Origin of the sequence: Paenibacillus glycanilyticus NBRC 16618 (assembly GCF_004000805.1) — a bacterium.
Classification (GTDB): Bacteria; Bacillota; Bacilli; order Paenibacillales; family Paenibacillaceae; genus Pristimantibacillus; species Pristimantibacillus glycanilyticus.
Map to the genome: position 1 here is coordinate 135,532 of NZ_BILY01000009.1, position 23,585 is coordinate 159,116.

Annotated in this window: 19 protein-coding genes; 14 read left to right on the forward strand and 5 right to left on the reverse strand. The window is 48.5% G+C overall.

Features of this window, described 5'->3' with window-relative positions; all coding sequences use genetic code 11:
• Positions 1 to 36: 36 nt before the first annotated feature.
• A complete protein-coding gene (locus tag PGL01S_RS09400) occupies positions 37 to 1,233 on the forward strand; it encodes an acyltransferase (RefSeq protein WP_127493806.1) in 1,197 nt (398 codons plus the stop codon).
• 22 nt (positions 1,234 to 1,255) lie between these two features.
• Here the strand turns inward: PGL01S_RS09400 and PGL01S_RS09405 are convergent, their stop codons facing one another.
• Positions 1,256 to 3,052, reverse strand: a complete 1,797-nt coding sequence (locus PGL01S_RS09405) for an ABC transporter substrate-binding protein (RefSeq protein ID WP_127493808.1) — start codon at positions 3,050 to 3,052, stop codon at positions 1,256 to 1,258.
• 362 nt (positions 3,053 to 3,414) lie between these two features.
• Between PGL01S_RS09405 and PGL01S_RS09410 the strand changes: the two genes are divergently transcribed.
• The 6 genes from PGL01S_RS09410 (at position 3,415) to PGL01S_RS09435 (ending at position 11,149) form a co-directional block, all read left to right on the forward strand.
• Complete coding sequence (locus PGL01S_RS09410; protein WP_127493810.1) at positions 3,415 to 4,830, forward strand: family 43 glycosylhydrolase; 1,416 nt, start codon at positions 3,415 to 3,417, stop codon at positions 4,828 to 4,830.
• Between the two features lie 179 nt (positions 4,831 to 5,009).
• Entirely contained in the window at positions 5,010 to 5,765 is a 756-nt protein-coding gene (locus tag PGL01S_RS09415; protein WP_127493812.1) for an IclR family transcriptional regulator, read from the forward strand.
• Between the two features lie 98 nt (positions 5,766 to 5,863).
• Positions 5,864 to 6,772 (forward strand): fumarylacetoacetate hydrolase family protein, encoded by a 909-nt coding sequence (locus PGL01S_RS09420; RefSeq protein WP_127493814.1) that lies wholly within the window; start codon positions 5,864 to 5,866, stop codon positions 6,770 to 6,772.
• Between the two features lie 16 nt (positions 6,773 to 6,788).
• A complete protein-coding gene (gene gucD, locus PGL01S_RS09425; RefSeq protein ID WP_174806539.1) occupies positions 6,789 to 8,249 on the forward strand; it encodes an alpha-ketoglutaric semialdehyde dehydrogenase GucD in 1,461 nt (486 codons plus the stop codon).
• Between the two features lie 23 nt (positions 8,250 to 8,272).
• Positions 8,273 to 10,270: a YjhG/YagF family D-xylonate dehydratase gene (locus PGL01S_RS09430; protein WP_127493819.1), complete on the forward strand. Its 1,998-nt coding sequence runs from the start codon at positions 8,273 to 8,275 to the stop codon at positions 10,268 to 10,270.
• Between the two features lie 354 nt (positions 10,271 to 10,624).
• Positions 10,625 to 11,149, forward strand: coding sequence for a hypothetical protein (locus tag PGL01S_RS09435; protein WP_127493821.1), 525 nt, complete (start codon positions 10,625 to 10,627; stop codon positions 11,147 to 11,149).
• A 235-nt stretch (positions 11,150 to 11,384) separates the two neighbouring features.
• Here PGL01S_RS09435 and rpmG read toward each other — a convergent pair whose 3' ends face one another.
• Positions 11,385 to 11,534, reverse strand: coding sequence for a 50S ribosomal protein L33 (gene rpmG / locus PGL01S_RS09440; protein ID WP_015844858.1), 150 nt, complete (start codon positions 11,532 to 11,534; stop codon positions 11,385 to 11,387).
• A gap of 389 nt (positions 11,535 to 11,923) precedes the next feature.
• Between rpmG and PGL01S_RS09445 the strand changes: the two genes are divergently transcribed.
• The 3 genes from PGL01S_RS09445 to PGL01S_RS09455 are packed head-to-tail and all read left to right on the forward strand — an operon-like array spanning position 11,924 to position 15,356.
• Entirely contained in the window at positions 11,924 to 12,802 is an 879-nt protein-coding gene (locus tag PGL01S_RS09445; RefSeq protein ID WP_127493996.1) for an ABC transporter permease, read from the forward strand.
• Positions 12,803 to 12,812: 10 nt separating this feature from the next.
• A complete protein-coding gene (locus tag PGL01S_RS09450; RefSeq protein WP_127493823.1) occupies positions 12,813 to 13,694 on the forward strand; it encodes a carbohydrate ABC transporter permease in 882 nt (293 codons plus the stop codon).
• Positions 13,695 to 13,730: 36 nt separating this feature from the next.
• On the forward strand, positions 13,731 to 15,356 hold the full coding sequence (locus PGL01S_RS09455; protein WP_127493825.1) for a type 2 periplasmic-binding domain-containing protein: 1,626 nt from the start codon (positions 13,731 to 13,733) through the stop codon (positions 15,354 to 15,356).
• A gap of 72 nt (positions 15,357 to 15,428) precedes the next feature.
• Here PGL01S_RS09455 and PGL01S_RS09460 read toward each other — a convergent pair whose 3' ends face one another.
• On the reverse strand, positions 15,429 to 16,265 hold the full coding sequence (locus PGL01S_RS09460) for an AraC family transcriptional regulator (RefSeq protein WP_244935556.1): 837 nt from the start codon (positions 16,263 to 16,265) through the stop codon (positions 15,429 to 15,431).
• Positions 16,266 to 16,849: 584 nt separating this feature from the next.
• Positions 16,850 to 17,752, reverse strand: a complete 903-nt coding sequence (locus PGL01S_RS09465; protein ID WP_164775428.1) for a TetR/AcrR family transcriptional regulator — start codon at positions 17,750 to 17,752, stop codon at positions 16,850 to 16,852.
• A 141-nt stretch (positions 17,753 to 17,893) separates the two neighbouring features.
• Here PGL01S_RS09465 and PGL01S_RS09470 point away from each other — a divergent pair, with 141 nt between their 5' ends.
• Positions 17,894 to 19,378, forward strand: a complete 1,485-nt coding sequence (locus PGL01S_RS09470; protein WP_127493829.1) for a DHA2 family efflux MFS transporter permease subunit — start codon at positions 17,894 to 17,896, stop codon at positions 19,376 to 19,378.
• A gap of 420 nt (positions 19,379 to 19,798) precedes the next feature.
• Positions 19,799 to 20,896 carry a helix-turn-helix transcriptional regulator gene (locus PGL01S_RS09475; RefSeq protein ID WP_164775429.1) on the forward strand — a complete coding sequence of 366 codons (1,098 nt, stop codon included), beginning with the start codon at positions 19,799 to 19,801 and terminating at the stop codon, positions 20,894 to 20,896.
• A 542-nt stretch (positions 20,897 to 21,438) separates the two neighbouring features.
• On the opposite strand, the gene PGL01S_RS09480 is transcribed toward PGL01S_RS09475, so the two are convergent.
• The gene (locus PGL01S_RS09480) at positions 21,439 to 21,723 is read right to left on the reverse strand and encodes a hypothetical protein (RefSeq protein ID WP_127493833.1); all 285 of its coding nucleotides are present in this window, start codon (positions 21,721 to 21,723) and stop codon (positions 21,439 to 21,441) included.
• A gap of 262 nt (positions 21,724 to 21,985) precedes the next feature.
• Here PGL01S_RS09480 and PGL01S_RS09485 point away from each other — a divergent pair, with 262 nt between their 5' ends.
• Entirely contained in the window at positions 21,986 to 22,411 is a 426-nt protein-coding gene (locus tag PGL01S_RS09485; RefSeq protein ID WP_015846462.1) for an NfeD family protein, read from the forward strand.
• A 3-nt stretch (positions 22,412 to 22,414) separates the two neighbouring features.
• Positions 22,415 to 23,344 carry an SPFH domain-containing protein gene (locus tag PGL01S_RS09490; RefSeq protein ID WP_127493835.1) on the forward strand — a complete coding sequence of 310 codons (930 nt, stop codon included), beginning with the start codon at positions 22,415 to 22,417 and terminating at the stop codon, positions 23,342 to 23,344.
• The last annotated feature ends 241 nt before the right edge of the window (positions 23,345 to 23,585 follow it).

Here is a 23,585-nt window from a genome sequence, read left to right on the forward strand (position 1 = left end):
CTTATAGTATAATTCAAGGAAGGATGTACGACGAGAATGACTACGGCTTCACCAACCCTGCAAAAAAGGGACAATATTCCTCAACTGCTGCTCATACGGGCAATGGCTATCATAGGCGTCCTATCCGTCCATTCCACTTCGTTTGCCACCGTTGATATGGTGAATTCCAACTATTTTTTTCTTTATAACTTCTTCAATATTTTCATGAAGATGGGAACCACAACCTTTATCTTCCTGAGCAGCTTTGTCCTTTTCTACAATTACTATACCCGGCCGTTGGACAAGCGGCTGCTCGGAGGCTTCTATAAGAAACGGCTGTTGTACATTATTATTCCGTATTTGGTTTTCTCATTGTTTTATCTTGCGGTCTTGCATTTCCTCTATTATCCGGACCGCTCACTATCAACGGAAATCGAGAACTTTATCGATAAAGCACTTACCGGCAAAGCTTATACGCATTTATATTTCGTGTATATAAACATACAGTTCTATCTGATGTTTCCGTTGTTCCTGTGGCTGATGAAAAAATATCCGCGCACGATTAAATGGGCCATTCCCGCGGGGATTGCCATTCAATGGGCTTTTTTTATCATCAATAAGCATGTGCTTCCCGCTCCCGGCGTTCCTAACCGCGGCAGCTGGTCGTTCTCTTATTTCTCTTATTACTTGCTTGGCGCTGCTCTAGGCATCTATTACCCGAAAATCAAAGAATGGATTATTATTGCAAGAAATCATATTACTAACGCTCGCGTCGCAGCATGGGTTGCTCTTTGGGCATCATGGCTCGCGGCGGGCTTAGCCCATGTGTATTTGTATTACGAGACCCGGCTTCACCTGAAATCGTTCAACACTACATGGTTTGATCTGGTGTGGAATCTTCATGGGTTGCTGACGGCGCTGGTATTATTGCAATTAGCGTTTGTGATGTCGAAGAAGCTGCCGAAGGTCCTTACTAAGGTTATCTCGAGACTCGGCGCTTTATCGTTTGGCGTATACCTGATTCATCCGTTCTTCCTGCTTCTGTATCGGGAATACCCGCTTCTTACGGGTACGGCATGGCTGCTTCATCTTTGGTATCTCGGCGGCTTCGCGCTTGCCTTGATCGCATCCTGGATCGTCGTTGGTTTCTTCGCCCGTTATGTGCCATTTAACTGGATCGCTTTCGGCAATCTGCCCAAAACCGATAAACGGCCTTCTCGGTTGGTTACGCCGGCAAGACAACAAGAGATGTAATCCCTCCTTAGAAGGTGAGTATCTATTGCAGACTTTTTGGGCGGCACCATACGTCTTTGAAGTCAACCTTGCCCCATACATTCATAGTAATTCCACTAAGTGAATTTTGATGGCCGATCACTCGTATATGCTGGTGTAGAAATAGCAGGCAGAAGTTTTTCACGAGCTCATCCTGAAGTTCGCGAAGAATCGCAAGACGGTCCGATTGTTCAGGCATACGCAAGCAAGACGAGATCCGGTCATCTAATGTTTTTTGCCAGCTGCAGGGCAGCAAATTCCGAATTAAGCTATTCCGCGAGCGGTAGGTTTCCATCAGTGTCATATCTGGCTGCTCGCCTAGTACTTCGCCAACCGAGATCATGTCTGCTTGTATCATCACTTCTGGATCAATGAGCTCCTTCGCCTGGAGGAAACTTATTTGGATCTGTATGCCTAATTTGCCAAGGGCTTTTTGCAGCCAAATCGCGTTTTCTCTATTGGTGGAATTATCGTAGGTATAAAGCTGCAAAAGTTCGCCTTTATAAGAGGATGCCGCTAGAAGCTCTGTTGCTTTGGTCATATTGTATGGCGATTGCATGCAGGATCGGTCCGTTCCGTCTGTAAAGATAAATCCGTTAGACGGTATAATTCTGCCTCCATTTAACTCTTCGACGGTGTCCCAACGATCAAGCCCGAAATGAATGGCCTGTCTCAGCCGAATATCCTGAAGAGGGCCCGGTTTAACTTGATTAAAGATAACATAGTTACTTCCATGCTCAAGCTCCTGCAGGGTATGAAGCTCATCCTTGCCTGCTTCGTGGTTCAAATGTGCTTCGTTGTAAAGCAATTGTACATTCTGTTCCGAGGCTGTTTCCGCAGGTACACCTTCATAATTCGGCCATACCCACATTTCAATGCGATCCAGATGCGGCCGTCCCTCGAAATAATGCTCATTTGCTTCAAGGACAAGTATCGAGGAATTGTTCTTCACTATGCGGAACGGGCCTGTCCCAACAGGCATGCCCGGATGTTCTCCATCCCAGCCTGTTGGAACAATATAGCAGCGATCGGTACCTATCATATTTGGAAATGCACCGATCGATTCGTTAAGTTCAAAAGTAACGCTATGCTTGCTGGACTTATATACATCTGCAATGACCAAGCTAAGCCAATCAGAAGGGGACTTCGTTATTATACGTTTAAACGTATGAACGACATCGTCGGGAGAAAGGATATGACCATCATGAAAGCGGACGCCTTTTCGCAGATAAAAAGTCCATCTTTTGCAGTCAGCATCAGATTCCCAATGATGAGCGAGCTTCGGAAGCAGTTTTTTCTCCTTGGTTGAATACTCCACAAGTTTGTTCATCAATTGCCGGAGCCAATTTAAATCGGAGCTGCGCAGCACCAGCGCGGGATCCAGAAGCGGCACCTGACGATAGTAGGGGAACCTTAATACGTCGAGCTCATCTTCATCCGTTTGAATACCAAACTGCATGTTGATCGATCTCATAAATTCATGTTTTTGCAGCTCATCTAGTGAAGCTATTAACTGCCAAGCCTCCTGTATGCTTTCCTTGCCAATCAATTCCTGCACCTTGCGCTGCAACAATTCCCGATTTGGTACGAGAAATTTAATTTCCGATTGATTTCCCCGGCCTCTGCCTGGTTTCCATTGAATAAATTGTTCGGACGACATTCGCTGCAGCACAAGTTGCGTATTTCGGCGGGTACAATCGAGCACCTTTGCAATCTCATCAACCGATACCGTGAGGGTTTGACAATCTGCAGTTGCCGCATAGCGGTCACGCAGTTTTTCATAATAATCGAGTATCTTCATGCCTAATTGTCATCTCCAACATCGTTAAAACTTCGAAGCTTATAACTATAAAAGCCCGCAAGATTACTAGTTGTTCTCATTATAGTAACAAGCATAAACTCAGACTCCTTGCAAAAAAAGAGAAATCTATTGAGCGAATTATTCACTTTTTACTCTTTTCTTATACCCGCGGACGGAATTCAAGGTTAAATGGAAACGATTACGCACACTTTGTTTACCAATTAAACAAAGTGTGCTACGATAGAATCGAAGTTTAAAGCGCTTTCTTAAAAAGACAATGAAGATCAGCAACGAAGACTAGCAATGAAGATTCAAACCAGCCTTGTAAAGCATTCACATTTACCAATGAGGAGATCCGAAAAATGAAAAAGCAAGGTTTAAATCCCTATCTTCCTTCATGGGAATACATTCCCGACGGGGAGCCGCATGTCTATCATGACCGAGTGTATGTCTACGGTTCGCATGACCGCTTCAATGGGCATGTCTTCTGCTTGAACGACTATGTCTGCTGGTCGGCACCGGTGGATGATTTGGCAGACTGGCGGTATGAAGGCGTAATTTATCGGATAACGGACGATCCGCTCAATCCGGATGGCCGGATGTGTCTTTATGCGCCAGACGTTACGCAGGGTTCCGATGGCCGTTATTATTTGTACTACGTACTGGACAAGGTCTCCGTCGTTTCGGTCGCCGTTTGCGATACGCCTGCCGGCAAATTCGAGTTCTATGGTTACGTACAGTATCCCGACGGCACGCGTCTTGGCGAGCGGGAAGGCGATCAACCTCAATTCGACCCAGGCGTCTTGACAGAGGGAGACCGGACGTATCTGTACACCGGATTTTGCGCAATCGGCGATAAGTCCCGCATGGGGCCTATGGCAACGGTGCTCGGTCCCGATATGCTTACCATTGTGGAAGAGCCTGTTTTCATCGCCCCAAGCGAGCCTTACAGTCAGGGCAGCGGGTACGAAGGGCATGAGTTTTTCGAGGCGCCTTCCATTCGCAAAATAGGCGATACCTATTATTTCATCTATTCTTCTGTCGTCATGCATGAACTTTGTTATGCTACAAGCCAGCATCCGATCTGGGGCTTTGTCTACCAAGGCGTCATTATCAGCAATAACGATCTCCATATCGATACCTACAAGCCTTCAGACAAACCGATGTATTACGGCGGTAACAACCATGGAGGTATCGTGGAGATACGAGGACAATGGTATATTTTCTATCACCGCCATACCAACGGTACGAGCTTTTCCAGGCAAGGCTGCATCGAGCCGATTGCATTCCTGGAGGACGGGACGATTCCTCAAGTCGAGATGACTTCTTGCGGGGCTAATGGGGGGCCGCTGATCGGCCGCGGGGAATACCCGGCCTATCTGGCCTGCAATCTATTTTGCCAGGACGAAGCGGTATACACGGGCACACACGGAGCTTGGATGGACGGCCGGTTCCCGAAGATTACCCAGGACGGTAAGGACGGAGACGAAGAAATCGGGTACGTTGCCAACATGCGGGATTCCGCGACGGCAGGGTTCAAATATTTCGACTGCCAAGGAATCCGTCAGGTTAAAATCAAGGTTCGTGGCTACTGCCGCGGTTATTTTGCCGTGAAGACGGCATGGGACGGACCGGAGCTCGGCAGAATTCCAGTTGACTTTACGAACGTATGGACCGAATATTCGGCGGATATCGTTATACCGGATGGCAAGCAAGCCCTATATTTCACGTATGTGGGAATGGGTAACGCAAGCCTGGCATCATTTACTTTAAATTAACATAGCGAGCAAAAACGAAGGAGCATGCTGCGGCAGCTCCTTTTGTCATTTTTGCCGATAGACCGGGTAACGCTGTTAGGCTATTCAAACAAAGTAGTAGACAGCATCAAGAAAAAAAAGGTAAAATTGATATTGTAGAATAGAGTTCTATAATATCAAACTGAAAGAAGACCGAACTCATGCCGATCATCCAATCGCTCGATCGGGCGCTGTCCATTCTGGACCTGTTCGACGAGCGGAATAGAGAGCTGAAAATTACCGAGATCAGCGCACAAATGCAGCTTCACAAGAGCACCGTTCATTCGCTGCTCAAGACGCTTCAACTGCACCGGTATATCGAGCAGGACGCGGAGTCGGGCAAATACCGGCTGGGCATGCGGCTGCTCGAGAAGGGACAGCTGCTGCTTCAGGGCTTTGATATCCGGGAGATTGCGCGTCCCCATCTGGAGCAGCTGTCGCAGGAGACGGGGCAAACGACGCATTTGGTCGTGCAAGACGGCTCGGAAGGGGTGTATATCGACAAGGTGGAAGGTGCGAAAGCAGCCATCCGATATTCCCGAATAGGCAAACGCGTCCCGCTGCACAGCAGTGCAGTCGGCAAAGTGCTCGCTGCCTATTTGCCGGTAACGGAACTGAACCGGATCCTTGCAGCGTATCACTACCAGATCCAGACACCGCATACGATAACGAACGAAGCCGATTTGCGCGCCGAGCTTGAGCGCATACGGGCAAATGGCGTCGGATTCGACCGTGAGGAGAATGAACCGGGAGTGCGGTGCACGGCCGCGCCGGTGTACGACCACAGCGGTCATGTCTCAGCCGCTGTCAGCATCTCCACAATGGTGTCCACTGTTAACGACGAGGAGTTCGCCAAGTTCGCCGCGCTGGTCGTTCGGACGGCAGACAGTATCTCTAAAGGGCTTGGCCGATTATAAGTCCGTGTTCTCACGTACATGCCGTTAGGCATGTACGGATGACTGCTCAAATATGAGAACGTGGTTTTATAATATAAAACTGAAATGGGGTTGAGCGTATGCGTATCGTTCGTTACCGGGAAGCATCGTTTTCACGATTAGGCGCATTAACGGAGGAAGGGGCCGTCTATCAGCTGGAAGCGTCGGACCTGATGGAGTTGGTGGCCGAGGCGCGAGCTAAAGGACTATCTCCGTCCGAGCATGTAACCGGCTTGATCGCTGGGAAGGTGCCTATTGCTTTTTCTCTCGAAGAGCTTGAACTGCTGACACCGGTCGATGCGCCGGAAGTATGGGCAGCCGGCGTCACTTATTTGCGCAGCAAGGAAGCGCGGAATTATGAGGCAACCGGGGGTAAGCTGGATGCCACTACGTTCTACGACAAGGTGTATGAGGCGGAGCGGCCGGAGCTGTTCCTCAAATCAACCCTTGCACGCACCGTTGGACCGGGACAGCGGGTATGTCTCCGCAGCGATTCGAATTGGCAGGTCCCTGAAGCCGAGCTGGGTCTCGTGCTGGACCGAGAAGGGACTATCATCGGTTATACGGCCGGCAACGACATGAGCTGCCGAGACATTGAAGGCGAGAATCCGCTGTACCTGCCGCAGGCCAAGGTATGGAGCCGTTCCTGCTCGATCGGGCCAGCCATCCGTTTGGCTGAAACGGTTGCGGATCCGTATGCGCTGCAGATCATATGCCGGATTTACCGCAACGGCGAGAAGCTGGTCGACGAACAGGCAAGCACGGGCATGCTGAAACGCAGGCTGGAGGAGTTGGTAACGTTCCTGAAGCGGGATAACGAGCTCTATGACGGTACGGTGCTGCTGACCGGCACCTGCTTGGTACCGCCTAATCAGTTTACTCTCGATTCGGGAGACCGGATTGAGATTGAAATCGAAGGCATCGGCATCCTGGCCAATACGGCTGTCTATAAGCATGAACTGACGCAGCCGTTTTATCAGACCAATTAGGAAAGGGTGAGTGTTCATGAATGAACAAGCAAGAATCATAGACAATTATATTGACGGAGAATGGACGGCCCCGCTGTCCGGCAAGCGGCTGCCGAGCATCAATCCGGCAAATAAGAGAGAGGTTGTCGGCGAGGTGCCCGATTCGATTGATGCCGATCTGGAGAATGCCGTAGCCGCCGCCGAAGCGGCCCGGGTTCCCTGGCGGAAGCTGACCGGTGCGCAGCGGGGGGCCCTGCTGTTCAAGGCTGCGGATCTGCTCGAGGCGAGGCAAGAAGAGATCGGAAGAATGATGACGCGCGAGATGGGAAAAACGTTGCCTGAAGCCAAAGGCGAAACGGTGCGCGGCGCGGCGATCCTTCGCTATTATGCAGGCGAAGGCATGCGCAAGGTTGGGGACGTCATCCCTTCAACCGATGCCGAAGCCCTTATGTTTACGACACGGGTACCGCTTGGCGTCGTTGGCGTTATCTCGCCCTGGAACTTTCCGGTTGCCATTCCCGTCTGGAAAATGGCTCCCGCGCTTATTTACGGAAATACGGTCATTTGGAAGCCGGCTACTGAAACCGCTGTCACAGCTGCTCTAGTTATGCAATGCTTCCATGATGCAGGATTCCCGGCCGGCGCGGTGAACATGATTGTCGGCAGCGGCAGCGTAATCGGCAGCGGGATTGCGTCGCACAACGGCGTTCACGGCGTCACATTCACCGGCTCCAACGCGGTCGGCAAGCGGGTCGGGCAGGCAGCGCTTGCGCGCGGAGCGAAATACCAGCTCGAGATGGGCGGGAAGAACCCGGTCATCGTGGCTGCGGATGCCGATCTTGAGCTTGCCGCAGAAGCTACGATCAGCGGCGGGCTGCGCTCCACCGGCCAGAAGTGCACGGCGACCAGCCGCGTCATTGTCGTTAGCGACGTTTACGAAGCTTTCAGGGAAAAGCTGGTGGCCAAAGTAGCGGAGCTGCGAGTCGGCGACGGACTCCAGGAAGGTACCTGGCTTGGCCCGTGCGCTAACGAAAGCCAGCTCAATACCGTCATGTCCTATATCGGCAAGGGCAAAGAGGAAGGAGCGCGGCTTCTTGTCGGCGGCGAACGGCCGAGCCAGCCTGAGCTCGCCGACGGCTTTTATGTAACGCCTGCCGTATTCGACGACGTGAAGCCGGATATGGCCATTGCAAAAGATGAGATCTTTGGCCCCGTACTGTCGCTCATTCGCGTAGACAGTCTGGAAGAAGCCATCCGGGTAGCCAACGATACCGAATACGGACTCAGCGCTTCCATCTATACACGCAATATCGGCAATTTATTGACTTTCGTTCAAGATATGGAAGCGGGGCTAGTCAGGGTTAATGCCGAAACGGCTGGCGTTGAGCTTCAGGCTCCGTTCGGCGGGATGAAGCAGTCCAGCTCGCATTCACGCGAGCAGGGGCAGGCTGCGATTGAATTCTTCACCTCCATCAAGACCGTTTTCATTAAGCCATAGGCCTTCGAGAGGGGCAATTCGGGATGAATGAGCAGATTAGAACCATAATGGGCGGAGACAACGGGACCTTCTTCTCCGTGAAGACACATGCGCCTGGGCCTGCGGGCAAGCTCCCGCTGACGCCAGACTTATTGCTTCATGCGCCAAGCGGCGATCTGTTCGGACTAACGCAAAATGTCGGCATGGGCTGGAGCCCAAGCCGACTTGGCGGGAAACAGGTGCTGATCATGGGGACGATGGGCGGCATCCGGAACGAGGATGGGAGCCCCGCGGCGCTGGGCTATCACACCGGGCATTGGGAAATTGGGATGCTTATGAAGGCAGCCGCTGACGAGCTGACCCGTGCCGGCCACATCCCGTTCGCCGGTTATGTCAGCGATCCGTGCGACGGGCGCAACCAGGGAACGACGGGGATGTTTGACTCGCTGCCTTACCGTAACGATGCGGCGATTGTGGTTCGGAGGCTGGTGCGCTCGCTGCCTACCCGTTCCGCCGTCATCGGAGTGGCAACCTGCGACAAGGGACTGCCAGCCATGATGCAGGCGCTGGCCAGCATGCGAGATCTCCCCGTAATTATTGTACCCGGCGGCGTAACGCTGCCTCCGACATCCGGGGAGGATGCGGGCAAGATCCAGACGATTGGCGCCCGGTATGCCCACGGGGAACTCAGTTTGGAGGAAGCGGCGGACCTCGGCTGCCGCGCCTGTGCGACGCCGGGCGGCGGCTGCCAATTCCTCGGAACTGCAGGAACGGCGCAGGTGGTCGCAGAGGCTCTTGGTTTGACGGTGCCCCACGCGGCACTCGCACCTTCCGGCCAACCCGTCTGGGAAGAGATGGCGCGCCAATCCGCGCGAGCTGCGGTTTCTATGGCGGAGCAGGGCATTACATCGGCCCATGTGCTGACGGATGCCGCTATCCGGAATGCGATGGCGGTTCACGCCGCATTCGGCGGCTCTACGAATCTGCTGCTCCATATTCCGGCGATCGCGCACGCTGCAGGACTGTCAATACCGGACGCAGGCGACTGGACCGCGATTAACCGCAGTGTTCCGCGACTTGTCAGCGTGTTGCCGAACGGACCGATCCCCCATCCGACCGTCCGCGTGTTTCTAGCAGGCGGCGTTCCGGAGGTCATGCTTCATCTGAGACGGCTCGGAGTCATTGACGACCGGGTACTCACTGTGACTGGATCAACGCTGGGCGAAGTGCTCGATTGGTGGGAGGGCTCGGAACGCCGCCGCCAGATGCGCAGCTATCTGCTGGAGCAGGACGGGATCGATCCGGACAGTGTCATCTACAGCCCAGAGCGAGCCAAAGAGGCGGGACTAACCTCAACAGTGACGTTTCCGACCGGCAATCTGGCGCCGGAAGGGGCGGTCATCAAATCGACGGCCATTGACCCGGCTGTCATCGACAGTAACGGCATTTTCCGACATGTCGGGCGAGCCAAGGTATTCACAACCGAGCGTTCGGCCATCCGCGCCATCAAGACGGGCGGGATCGCAGCAGGCGACGTACTGGTGCTGATCGGCCGCGGACCTTCCGGTACGGGGATGGAAGAAACCTACCAGCTGACATCGGCTCTGAAACATCTGCCTTACGGCAAGCATGTCTCTCTGCTCACCGATGCCAGGTTCTCAGGCGTATCCACCGGAGCCTGTATCGGGCATATCGGACCGGAGGCTCTCGCCGGAGGGCCAGTAGGTCGGCTGCGCACCGGCGACTGGATCGATATCCGGATTGATACTCGCCGGCTGGACGGCACCGTCCATATGGTCGGCTGCGGCGACAAGCCGGAGACCGAGTTGGCGGGAAATTTGATACTTGCCTCCAGGCCGCAGCATCCCGAACTGGCTGAGGATCCCGCATTGCCGGATGATACCCGGCTGTGGGCTGCGCTTCAGGCTGTAAGCGGAGGCACCTGGAAGGGCTGCGTCTATGATGTGGACCGGATCCTTGAGGTCCTCTCGGCCGGAATGAATGCGCTTACAAAGGTAAAATCGGGACCGCATGCAGATTGAGGCCATAGACGACTTTGTTTTCGTTGACGGCAGCAGGCAGCGGAAACTCCGGGACCAATGGATTCGGAAGTGATAAACGAGATAGCGAATAGTAAATCATGTCATGTAGAATGGCTGATAATCCTGGAGCAGTTTGCCGCCGCGGCAGCTGCTCTTTTTGTCGTTAAGCTATTGCCCAGAAGTGAATCTGCTTCGTCTAGTTTCCATAACACTGGCCACAGAAGAAGGATGAACTCGTCGCAATATATTTAAAAAGAAGACACCTTATTTAAGCCTTGTGTTGATTATGGTAAAATGTGGATTAAATCTAAATAGAAACGATGAAACATATTAGGCTGGTGATAGAATGTGAAGATGTCTAAACTAGGGGAATTGGCCGTTATTGCTATTGTTGTTGTATCCGTTGTTTTATGCGTCCAATACACCAAACGCACCTACTATGGGAATGATGGGGTAGTCATCAGAGCTGAAAGTAAACCTATGTTAAATGAGGTGCCGTTAGAGGTTAAAGCAACTATCGCAGAAGTTCATGGAATATTAGATGATTTACTCGGCTGGGGTGCGGATGAGGAATTTCAATTTACGGATTCTGATAAGGAACAGTTAAAGGATGCCGTGGACAAATTGGATGGCGTTCCGCCGCTTTCAAGTGACTTTTTAAGAGAGGATTTACAAAATGCACAAGACCTTCTTACATTCGGTGTCATGCGTGAGGACCTGAAAGCTATACAGTATGCGTACCGTATCCTAAATGATTTAGATATTGCCTTTAATGATTACTTTGGCGATAAAGTTTGGCACTATTCGCTTGCTGGAGCGGGTAATGGAAAGAATGTCGAGAAGGTAAGAAAATATCTGAATCTCACGGATAATGGATAAAGGATTTCATTTACGAGGTTAGTGATTACAACGGAAGTCGCATAAACTGCGGCTTTTTTATTTTTTGTATAGAAGTCCTTGTCGTCTGCTCAAGACAAGAACTTCTATACATAAGCGACAAGCGCACAACCAGGTTCGACCCGAGCGGCCCGTGAAGAGATGATGGTCATGCTGATGCGAGCAGGACGCAAATTCTGATTAAGTTACTATCGGAGGGATATGCTCCCTTCCTTATTTATCTTGTCTCTCGATGAAGCGTCATCTTTTTATGAGAAGGACAATATTTGCTAAGCTCCAGGCGGCTCGGATTATTTTTCTTGTTTTTCATTGTCGTGTAATTACGGGCACCGCATTCCGTACATGCTAAAGTAATGATCACTCGCATGATGATTATCACCTTCCTTTATCACCATGTTATGTATGAGCTGAACCACGTGATCAGCACATCATCATTTTTTATTTAGGACATGAAAAAGCATCAACTACTTCATTTATGCCCAACTGGGCAGTCAACGCGGAAAGGTTTATACAATTTTTAGGAGTATCCTTCGTCCCGAAGGATACTCCTTTTACATTACGAAAAAATGCGTTACAGTCATTTTTTTATTCGATTATAAATCGTAATATTGTTGTATAGATCGTTTTATATTTTTATTGATATGCATAATGCAAACGTATACAATTCACCTAAAGAGCGTAATATTACGTTACCATTCCGGCCGGAAGGTATTTTCGTTCTTTAGAGAGGGGGGGATATTTTTGGCGCGGTCGCTTATGAGTCAGAAATATTTATACATGATGGTTTTGCCAGGCTTTCTTCTCGTCTTGATCTTTAGCTACTTTCCCATGTATGGGATTCTTATTGCATTTAAGGATTACAGTGTGGCCAAAGGGGTATGGGACAGCCCTTGGGTAGGTTTTAAGTATTTTACGCAATTTTGGGATAATCCAATGGCCATTCGCACCGTTAAGAACACAGTGTTGCTTGGCGTCTACAGCTTGCTGTGGGGGTTTCCCGCCCCAATCATATTGGCGCTGCTGTTTAATGAACTGCGAAGTATGAAGTTCAAGAAGTTTGTACAAACGGTATCGTACTTTCCGCACTTCATTTCAACAGTGATTGTCGTCGGGATGATTAAGGAATTCACTTCAGTGGACGGACTAGTGAATCATATTACCGAATTCTTCGGAATGGAGCCCATCAATTTTTTGTCGGAATCGCCATATTTTCGAACCATTTTCATAAGTTCGGGTATTTGGCAAGGGATCGGTTGGGGGACGATACTGTACTTGGCTGCATTAAGCAATGTCGATCCTACCCTGTACGACGTTGCGTCTATCGACGGGGCGAATCGTTGGGAGAAGATGAAGCACATTTCACTGCCCAGCATATTACCGACAACCATCATTTTGTTTATATTGGCCGTAGGCGGTATTCTCGGGAACGATTTTACGAAAGTCATGCTTATGTATAATCCAGCTACGTATGAAACTGCCGATGTGATCGGAACTTACGTGTATCGTGAAGGTTTGCAGGGCGGACGACTGGAGTATGCAACCGCGGTAGGGTTGATGCTGTCCGTCGTGGCTTTCTGTCTCATCTTCATTACGAACAAAATAGCAAGAAAATTTTCCGATTCGAGTCTATGGTAGGTGATTAACGATGCATTACAAACAAAGTTTCAGTTCCCGGTTGTTCGACGTAGCGAATTATGGCTTCATGATCCTGCTGGTCATCGTTATGGTATACCCGCTCATGAACGTTATCGCGATATCGCTCAGCTCTCCCGATCATATTGATCTTGGGGATGTGGGTTGGTTTCCGAAAGGCTTCAACACCGTGGGGTATGAAGTGATATTGGAGAAGCCCAATTTGTACATCAGCTATAAAAACACGATTGTTTACGCAACAGCGGGAACTTTGCTAACGTTGCTTATGACTTCTCTGATGGCGTATCCGCTGACGATTGCAAATTTTCGATTGAAGAAATTCATTACGGTTTTTCTTGCGGTGACGATGTTCTTCGGCGGCGGAATGATACCCACGTACATGTTGATGAGAAGTTTGCACTTGTTGGATACATTTTGGGTTATGGTTGTTCCCGGCTGTATCGGCGCTTTCAATGTTTTCATTTACCGATCATTCTTCCAAAATATCCCTGCTGAACTGCGCGAATCCGCCTTAATGGACGGGGCTAACGACTTTACGATACTATTTCGCATTTATTTGCCTTTATCGAAAGCTCTGCTTGCCACTTTCGCATTGTTTTCTATTGTCGCTTTCTGGAACGAGTGGTTTAATGCGCTGCTCTATTTGAAAGATGAAAGTAAGTATCCGCTTCAGATGTTTTTACGCAGTCTTATCATCGAGGATAGCGGAGCTTCGTCGCAGGACATTCAAAAAATGGTAATCGGCAGGGAAGTGAATCCCAAGAATATCCAGATGGCTGCGATTATCGTGACGCTGGCACCGATACTATGTATGTATCCTTTCGTGCAGAAGTACTTCGTCAAAGGCGCATTGGTTGGTTCTATTAAGGGATGACCATCATTATTAACAAGTAAACAGGGGGGTTGAACAGTGAAAAAAGGTTGGATGATCGTAATTGCACTTATGATGACAGTAACGTTAATGGCTGGCTGCAGCAATAATAATAGCTCTGAATCTGGTACCACGAAGGAAAGCGCAAATACACAGGATAACAACAGCGTCAAAGAATTAAGCTTCGAAGTCATGATTCCTAAATTCGGTGTCGATCCTGCGGACACATTGATTCAAAAAGAATGGCAAAAGGAAATGGAGAGCTATCTGGGAGTCAAATTGAACATTAAGTGGAACCGCTTGCAATGGGGAAATGAATACACCGAAAAATCGAAGGTGATGTTGGCGAGCGGAGAAATTCCCGATGTCATGCTTGTTCAAGGAAAGGATCAGATCGATGATTACGGTGCGGAAGGGCTTCTTGCAGACCTTACTCCATACGTTAATGAAAATCCGAACTATAAAACCTTCGTAGAAGCAACGCCTGATTCGGAGAAGTATCTTTACTCCGCGGATAAAAAGATATATGCCTTCTTCGACGGCTACAATAATCCGACAGACTTGGAACCGTCCCAATTTAATCCGGCATATCGGCTTGATATTTTCGAAAAGAACGGAATCAAAATTCCCGAAACAATTGATGAGTTTTATGATGCCGCAAAAAAACTGAAGGAATTGTATCCCGATGTGTATCCGGTTGGTATCAGCCAACCGTGGCTGCTCTACAACGGCTTCTTCAACTCGTTCCATGCGAATAGCGGGATTTACTATAACGGTGAAAAATTCGTTTTCGGCCCGACAGAAGAGAACTTTAAAGAAGCTTTACAATTTATAAACAAACTTTATTCGGAAAAACTGCTGGATCCAGCCTTCATGACAGACGATCTGGATCAGTCCAGACCGAAAGCAACAACCGGCAAAACCTTTATGTACCCGGATATTTTTTCAGGATATGTTACCGAATTCAATACGAACAACCAAGCCTCAGTGAAATGGACCAATTCTCTGTTCCCGTCTTCGAAATACGGGAAAGGCTGGCAGCAGTGGGCCGAGCCGAGTGGCAAAGGACTGAACAACGATTCCGGTATCGTGATTTCCGCTAAAGCGAAACATCCTGAGCTTCTTGCTAAGCTGATCGATCATCAATACTCCGAAAAAATGATGGACCTGATGAACTGGGGGGTCGAAGGGACCACGTACGTGGTTAAAGACGGTAAGAAGGAATTAGCACCAAATATTTTGAACGCATCGAATATTTATGAAGAATTGAACAAGTACGGTGTGGGTACGACTAACAAAGCTCGGGCAGGTATCGTATGGACACCTCAAGACAAACTCGCCAAATACACCGATCCGGGCAGCATTACTACGTTCTACCATGATGGGAAAGCAGAGGAAATCAGCTATTGGGTCGCAAATGGAACCTATGCAAAAGATGCAGTTTCCCCTAACGATTTTGCGCCGCGTGTCGTATTTACGAAAGACGAAAACGATAAGAAGGCTAGCATCATGACTCCTATTGACACATACGTGAACGAATCGATGATTAAGTTTATCAAAGGGGAAATGAAATTCTCCGAGTGGGATGATTTCCAGAATAAGTTGAAGAAGATGGGCGACTACGAAGAAGTTGTCAAGATGTTTAACGATAAATTAAATCAATAGCCATTTCGGGGGCCGAAGCCTACTTCAGCCCCTTCTTTGCGGTTGCGGCGCTTTTCATCAGATTTGTTAGTTTCATTTTAAGTGAGTCTTGCGAAATTCTCCCGGGGTTACGCCCTCCATCTCCATAAATATTTTATTGAAATAACTGACACTGGGGTACCCGGAGTCGATTGCAATTTCTTTGATAGACATATGCGGGTCGGCGAGAAGCTTATGTTTGCTGTTTTGAATTCTGCATTTCGTTATGTAGGCGAGAGGCGTTATCCGGGTTACCTTTTTGAACAGGCTACAGAAATAGTTCGGCGTCAGATTTACCTTATCCGACCATTCTTCCAGAATATAAGGAAGATGGGCGTTTTTTTGCATGGAGGGCAAGAGCTGAATAATCCGGTCGACATTTTGAGTCCCTCTCTTATTGGAAAACGGAATCGCATTGCACATGAAATCAATCAGCACGGCGTAAGTCAGAGCGGAGATTTTGGCCGGCCGCGAGAACTGGTTTCGTTCAATTTCATCAAGCAGCTCGAGCCAGGATTGCTCCAGCATCGTGAAATCATTCATATACCATATGGACGGTTCGCGAAATCCTCTCTCCAGTAAAAAATCTGCGAGTCCTTTTCCGTTAAACTGCAGCCAATAGATTTCCCAACGATCGTCTTCGGAGGTGTAGTAGCGCATTTTCTGCTGCGGACAATGGAGGAAGACGTCGCCCTTTTTCAATGCATGGACAGTGTCGTCCAGCTCGATATATCCCTTGCCTGCAACAACGAGGTGCAAACTGAAATCTCTAAGCCCCGTTTCGCGATTGACATCCTGATCACTTGGCCGCGTGTATTTCCCGAGGGCAAGAGGAAAACAAAAAAAATCGAATTCCTCGAAGCGTGGCAAAAAATAATGGCGGTACATCATATAGGTAAGCCCCTCCTTTCGCATGATCAATTATAACATTTCGACAAAGAGGGGGAAAACATCGTAAATTGCTGGGCAAAGCAAAGAACCCGAAAGAACGGTCACTTTTCAAAGTGTCCATCTTTCGGGTTATAGTGCATGATCTCAAACGGTGTTTCTATCCGATCAGATAATTTTCACCAATTCCTATTGCTGCTTCAGGTTGCCTTGGTACAAATTCTGCTGAATCGGAGCAAGACGAAAACAGATAGATGAAATGATCGAGAAGAGCTTACCATCAATGGTTGCAATGAAAGTATTTCACAATCCAACACTAAGAGACTATGTAAAAAAGTATATAGCCAGGCTTACCTTTTAAAGAGCCGTATTAGGATAAGAACTTCTATACAATCCCATGATCCCCGGGAATGCACGAGTTATTAAACTACCATGAAAATTCATTGAAGTAACATCAAAAATAGACAGAATCAGAGAAGGGTGCGTCTTTTAAGTTTTTTTAAAATTTCTTTTCGGTTTATGTCAGTGGCACAAGAAAGCCCAGGCTGACCCGAGTCTGGGCTTGCAACTGTTTGATGGGCTTACCATCATGTGAGCAATTTCGTATGTTTGGACTCATATAGTCTCTCAAGCTGCGAGGCAATTGCGACCAATTCATGCTGCGATTGCAGCAGGCCGAGCAAAGCGCGAACGAGCACCATCCGCGGCGACTCGTCAGCCGCTGCCTCTTGCAGCAGATGGGCCGCTTCGTGCAGCTCGGACTTGCGGGCGTTCGTCACTTGGAGCTCTTCAATGCTGGTCATGAGCTTGGTCAGCGTCGCATGCAGCTGCTCGCCGGCTGGCGCGTGACAGCCTTTCATCCCTCTTGCGACGAACTGTGACATGACTTCGGCATCTAGGATCGGCTCGTGTGTGGACTTCTTAATGCCTGCGACCATCTCATCCATACGATCAACGACGAAATTCGCCATACGAGCATAATTGAACGGGCTGCTGATGAGTGTGGTCATAATCATATATTCCTTGAGAATACCGGTGTATAGGGCGATTAAATCCCATTTGTTTTTCTCAATTTCCGGCCCGTATACACTAATCATCAGCTCAGCAAAATTAACCAGCATTTGCGAGCGCATCTGTTGAAGAAATTTGGAGAAGGCGCCATCCTCTTTCATGGGCAGTTCGTAGAAGTCCTTTATGCTGTATTTAAATTCCAGAAAAAATTCAAACTGGCGGTGCGTCTGCAGCACGAATTTCTCTCGCGGCGACAGCTCCGGATTCGACTTTATTCGATCAGACTCCTCGAACATCACCTGCGTCCGGGAACGATACACCTCAACGAGCAAGTCCTCTTTAGATGCAAAAAATTTATATAATGATCCTTTGGCTATGCCGCAGTCGTTCGCGATATCTTGGATGGAAGTGGCCGCGTAGCCTTTTTTCGAGAAGATTTGCATGGCCGATCCGATGATTTTCTCTTTAAGCAAGCTCATGGTAGTTCCCCTCTTCAAAAAAAGATTGACAACGGAATGTCTTTTGATGAGAATATTGTATGTCATGACTGATGAGTTTTCAATAAAAACCTTCGGTCATGAAAGTAAAGAGAAGAATTTTCATGGAGAGAAGGTAGAAAGATGTCTAAGCAAACAGCAGCGGCATCATTATCATCCGAATTCTCGATCAAGAGCATTATTGCCCCGCTCATGGCCGTCATCGTCGGTATGATTATGGTTATTCTAGACAGCACAGTCGTTAACGTAGCGCTGGCGAAATTTCAAACGGAGTTTGACGCGACGATTAACACGGTGCAATGGACGTTCACTGGTTATACACTTGCATTGTCGGCGGTAATACCACTTGCCGGCTGGATGACCGATAAATTCGGTTCGAAACGGATATTCCTTATTACAATTGCGCTATTCACGCTCGGTTCCGTTCTTTGCGGAGCGGCACAAACGGTAGAACAATTGATCATCTTCCGCGTCATTCAAGGTCTTGGCGGCGGTATGGTTATGCCAATTGGTATGGCGATTATTTTCCGACTTGCTCCTCAGGAGAAGCGCGGTTCGGTTATGGGTATGCTAGGTATACCGATGCTGCTTGCTCCAGCATTGGGTCCGATTCTGTCGGGCTGGCTGATTGACGCGGTATCATGGCACTGGATCTTCTTGATTAACTTGCCAATCGGTATTGTCGCTCTGTTCGTTGGTATGAAGTATTTGCCGAATTTCGAGCAAGGTAAAGCACCTGCTCTGGACATTATTGGTATGATTCTTGCCCCAATCGCATTTGCAACGCTCGCTTACGGCGTAAGCGAGGGCGGACGTGTGGGCTGGTCAGCGGAAAACACGCTGTGGGGGCTTATTGTCGGCGGCATAGCATTACTGTTGTTTATCTTTGTTGAGCTGCGTCATAAGCAGCCGCTGCTTGAGCTGCGCGTGTTCCGTTCATCGGACTTTACTCGCGGCACGCTTCTGGTCTGGATCGTTCAAATTGCGCTGTTCGGCGCGATGATTCTGATGCCAGTATTCCTGCAGCAGATTCGCAATTACACGCCGCTGGAAACAGGGATTATCATGCTTCCGCAAGCGATCGGCTCGATGATCTTCATGCCAATCGGCGGTCGTCTGTTTGATAAGATCGGCGCGCGTCCACTCGCAATTGTCGGTTTGGCTCTCGTAAGTGGCGCGATGTTCCTGCTCCACAACATCGCTCTCGATACAAAGCTTATCATGGTCCTCATTCCGCTGTTCATGATCGGCTGCGGTATGGGTCTGTCGATGATGTCACTGAACACGCACGTATTGAACTCGGCGCCTCGTCACCTCGTGACACGCGTTACGCCGCTTACGACAGCAGCGCAGCAAGTCGTTACGTCGTTCGCAGTCGCTGGCCTGACTGGTTACATGACAACACGCGCAGCGGATCATATGAAGACGCTTGGTGCCAACGGCAATCCAGTGGATGCTGCAGTCAGCGCATACAGCGACACGTTCTTGCTGTCGTTCTGTCTGGTTCTGTTCGGTATCCTGTTCAGTCTGTTCCTTCGCAAGCCGAAGCCACAGAAGGAAGTTCCGGATGTTGAGCAAGTCGATCCGGCTATGATGATGGGTCACTAATCGTTGGTTGACGAAGAGGTTGAGTAGAAGGAATTCCTTCTGCTCAACCTTTTTTGTATCTGGTGTTAGCGACCTGCTGGCAGAATAATCGGTCTCCGTTATTGATCTTGCTACACAGTCCTACATCAATCGGCAGTTGTTTTTTATTGAACGATTTGACAGGATAACGGAAATGATTTGTAGAAAAAACTAAATGATAGGTGACAAAAGTAGTGTAGGGTATGTGGATTCCAGATCTCGCAGATGATGCAGAATCATATGCCTACCCTCTCTGGCGATTTTCAATCTGGACAATTCTACCGGCAGTTGAATAAAGCGGATGTGACAATTCAACCAGCGCTTGATAGGATTGGGTTTGCGGAAATGCTATGCTGTTTTGGACAGTGCGCACTGTACATTTTCTTTTATCGGAGGTATACGATGCTCGACTTGCGTAAAATTGGAGCTTATATTTCGAAGCTTCGCAAAGACCAAGATCTGACCCAATTGGAACTTGCCGATCAACTGAATGTAAGTCATCAAGCGGTATCGAAATGGGAACGGGGTGACTCGCTACCGGATATCGGAACGCTTCCGCAGTTAGCGAGGTTATTCGGCAAAACAGTAGACGACATCTTAAATGCAGAAGACAACGCAGAAAATCGAGAGCACCAGCACCTGGGAACGATCGTTAAGGAGATCGCAGAGAACAGGCCGGTACAAGTTGCAGAGATGGTCAATACCGGAAAGGTGAAGGTGGAAGAGCTTGTACAAGTAGCGCCGTTTGTAAAGGCAAGCGCTCTGCATAAGGTTACAGAACGATTAGACAGCAGCGTCCTTAAGTTAGACGTGATCATGCGGCTGGCTCCGTTCCTTGGAGCAGATACATTGGATGAACTGGTTCGTCAGGCAGAAGAGGGCGAAATTGAGTGGAATGCCATTACTGGACTCGCTCCGTTCGTCAACAGCGACACATTAAGCCGACTGGTAGATAAATCGATTGACGGTTCCTTAGAAGTGCACAATCTTGTTGGAATTGCCCCGTTTCTTGGAAGAGAACATGTAGATCGGTTGGTACAAGAAGCCGAAGAAGGCAGCTTGAGCTGGCATTCCGTCCAAGGGCTGGCACCTTTTATTAGCAGAGAAACATTAAGTCGTTTGGTAGACCGGGTTGTAGATGGCACCATCGATGCGAACCGGATCGTAAGCCTCGCACCTTTCCTGGGTAGGGAGCAAGTGGATCGGTTGGTACAAGTAGCCGAAGAGGGCAGCTTGAGCTGGCATTCCGTCCAAGGGCTGGCACCTTTTATTAGCAGAGAAACATTAGGTCGTTTGGTAGACCGGGTTGTAGATGGCACCATCGATGCGAACCGGATCGTAAGCCTCGCACCTTTTCTGGACAGGGAAAATCTCGAGAAGTTGATTGGTGGAGTTGAAGGTGAACATCTTAGCCCGGATCTGCTGGCAAGTCTTGCTCCTTTCGTCGATCAAGGTACATTGAGCAGAATGGTGACGAATTTATTAAATAAAGTAAAGTAGATATGTATATCTGAGAACGGAGATTGGTGATGCATAGACCGTCTGCGATCTGAAAAGCTACCGGCTTGAAATTTGGTAGCTTTTTGTTTTGAATTTCGGTTCATTGCGAGCCAACAATACACAGACTGCGGCTGTCTTGGGAAAATAAAAAATTAGACTGAAATAAAGTATTCGATTGTGAGAATAAAGTTCTAGACTAGGCAACGGCGTTAAGCTCCCTAACGGAGAACGTTAGTTCAAAAACAGCAGCAGTCTAGGACTTTATTTTCACGTCCATGACTGCTGCTGTTCCGTTTTTAGGGGGCAGTCTAATACTTTATTTTCTCAAAACAAGAATTCCAAGCGCTAATAGACTTAATCCAATGATTTTTGTGCGGTTCACATTAATCTCCTCCAGAAGCGCTCTTAAAGTGTGATTCACAAAGGGACACAAAAAAACAGCCGTGGCAAGTCATGATGTGACCTGCCACGGCTGCTCTAATAATGCTTCATCGTCGCCTGGATATACGGCCGGAGTATTCAAGACACAACTTCCGTGTTTGTCACTCCACACCATCTTTAAAATTCTTCTCGTGATATTTGTCTCCTTTGTGCTCAAGGTCATCCAATGTCCTCTCCAACGTCAGCAAAATCTGCTCTTTCACTAGCGCTAGTGTATCGTAGAACAGAACTTCTTCGTCGCCGATAATCTTATAGCCGCTGATTGCATGAGCGGCGCTCAGCAGCCGATGCTGCTCAGACAAATCATCAATGGCTTTGATCGTGTGCTTCGTGTGTAAAAATAAATCCATATGATGTTGGTTCGTGAGGCGCTGCTCTAGATTCATTAATCGTTCCCTCGTATGAACTCATTCCCCTCTGCTGATTTAACGCCATTATATAGGGGGTGCAAGTAGACGTCAATGGCTGGTTATGTTTATTTGTAATGCGCATTCCGATGCCAATGATTAGGAAAATGTTGGTAATATTGTCCAAAGGTATGTTTTCGCCGGAAATCCCACTTGCAATGATGGATTAGGTAGTCTACTGCATACTTTATTCCTGTCTCACATAGCCATGTACTATGGAATCATGTAAGGGAGGGGGACTATGCTTTGGATCGGATGGCTTATTCTGTTCGCTATTTTCTTGTTGATTGAACTGAATACAGGTACCTTTTATTTTCTGTTGCTCTCCATTTCGTCTCTCATCGCGCTAGGTATGGTGTTCGTAAACACTTCATTTCTAGTGCAATGTTTTGTTTTCGTGGGCTCAGCATTTCTGATGTACGTATGGTTAATTCCAATTATACGCAAAGTCATTCCTACTTCAACGGATAAGATGCCAGAGATTAAAGAAAGGCTGATCGGCCAAGAAGCCTTTGTCGTGCAAGATATTGTACGCGGCGAGATTGGACTAGTCAGCGTGAACGGTGAAATATGGTCGGCCGTCGCGGATGAATCGATAAGCAAGGGGGAGAAAGTGCGAATTAAGGGGTTAGGCGTAACAAAACTGATTGTAGAAAGGAGCCGATAATAAATGACAGGCGTAATCGTATTTATTATCATACTCGTGATTGTTGTTGTCATTATTGCAAGAGGCGTTCGCATAATCCCTCAGCAATCGGTAGCGATTGTGGAGAGGTTAGGCAAATATTCAAACACGCTGCATGCCGGGGTAAATCTCATCATTCCGATTATCGACAGAGTTCGGATCCGTCATGATCTTCGTATGAAGCAGGAAACAGTACCTTCGCAATCGGTGATTACGAAGGATAACGTGGCCATCGGCGTCGAACTGGCAACCTTTTTTACAGTAGTCGATCCGAAGCTGGCAACGTATGGCATTGCGAATTATGTGGAAGGGATCCACAATATTGTCGCTTCCGCCCTGCGAGCCACGATAGGGAAGATGGAGCTGGACGAAATATTGTCCAACCGTGACCGCATTCAAGCAGAATTGCGGCAGGCGCTCGATAATGCATCGGAGAATTGGGGCGTTCGGATTGATCGGGTAGAAATTTTGCAGTTGGGAATTCCAGCGGATATTCAAAATTCGATGGAGAAGCAGATGAGAGCGGAGCGTGAGAAGCGCGCCAGCATTTTGCAGGCGGAAGGGGAGAAGCAGGCGACCGTTCTGCGCGCAGAAGCCCAACAAGCAGCTGTCGTCTTGGCAGCAGAAGCCGAGAAGAAGCGGCAAATCTTGGACGCGGAAGCCAAGCAGAAGTCGCAGGAGCTTGAAGCGATGGGGAAAGCGGAAGCGATAAGACATGTCGCGCAGGCGGAGCGGGCTCGGATCGAAGCAATCAAAGAGGCAGGCTTAGATCCGCAAATTTTAGCTTACAAGTCATTCGAAGCCTTAGCGCAAATGGCAGAGGGGAAGGCGTCGACGATCTTTGTTCCGACCGAGGTTATGAATGCGCTGGGATCTGTCGGTATGATCAGCAAGATTTTTGATGTGCAAAAATGAATGTAAGTGTAAAATTCACAATCAAAACACACAAAAAACAGCCATGGCAGGTCACAATTGTGACCTGCTGTCTTGAAAAAATAAAGTATTAAACTGAAAAATATAGTATTAGACCATGTTAATTGTAGTAACGTAAATAGAGGATGGTTAGTTCATTATATGAGCTAATCTCCTCTATTTTTTGTTCAAAAGAATTATTAACTATGGCTTAAAAAAATAATATAAATTGTTTAATATATTG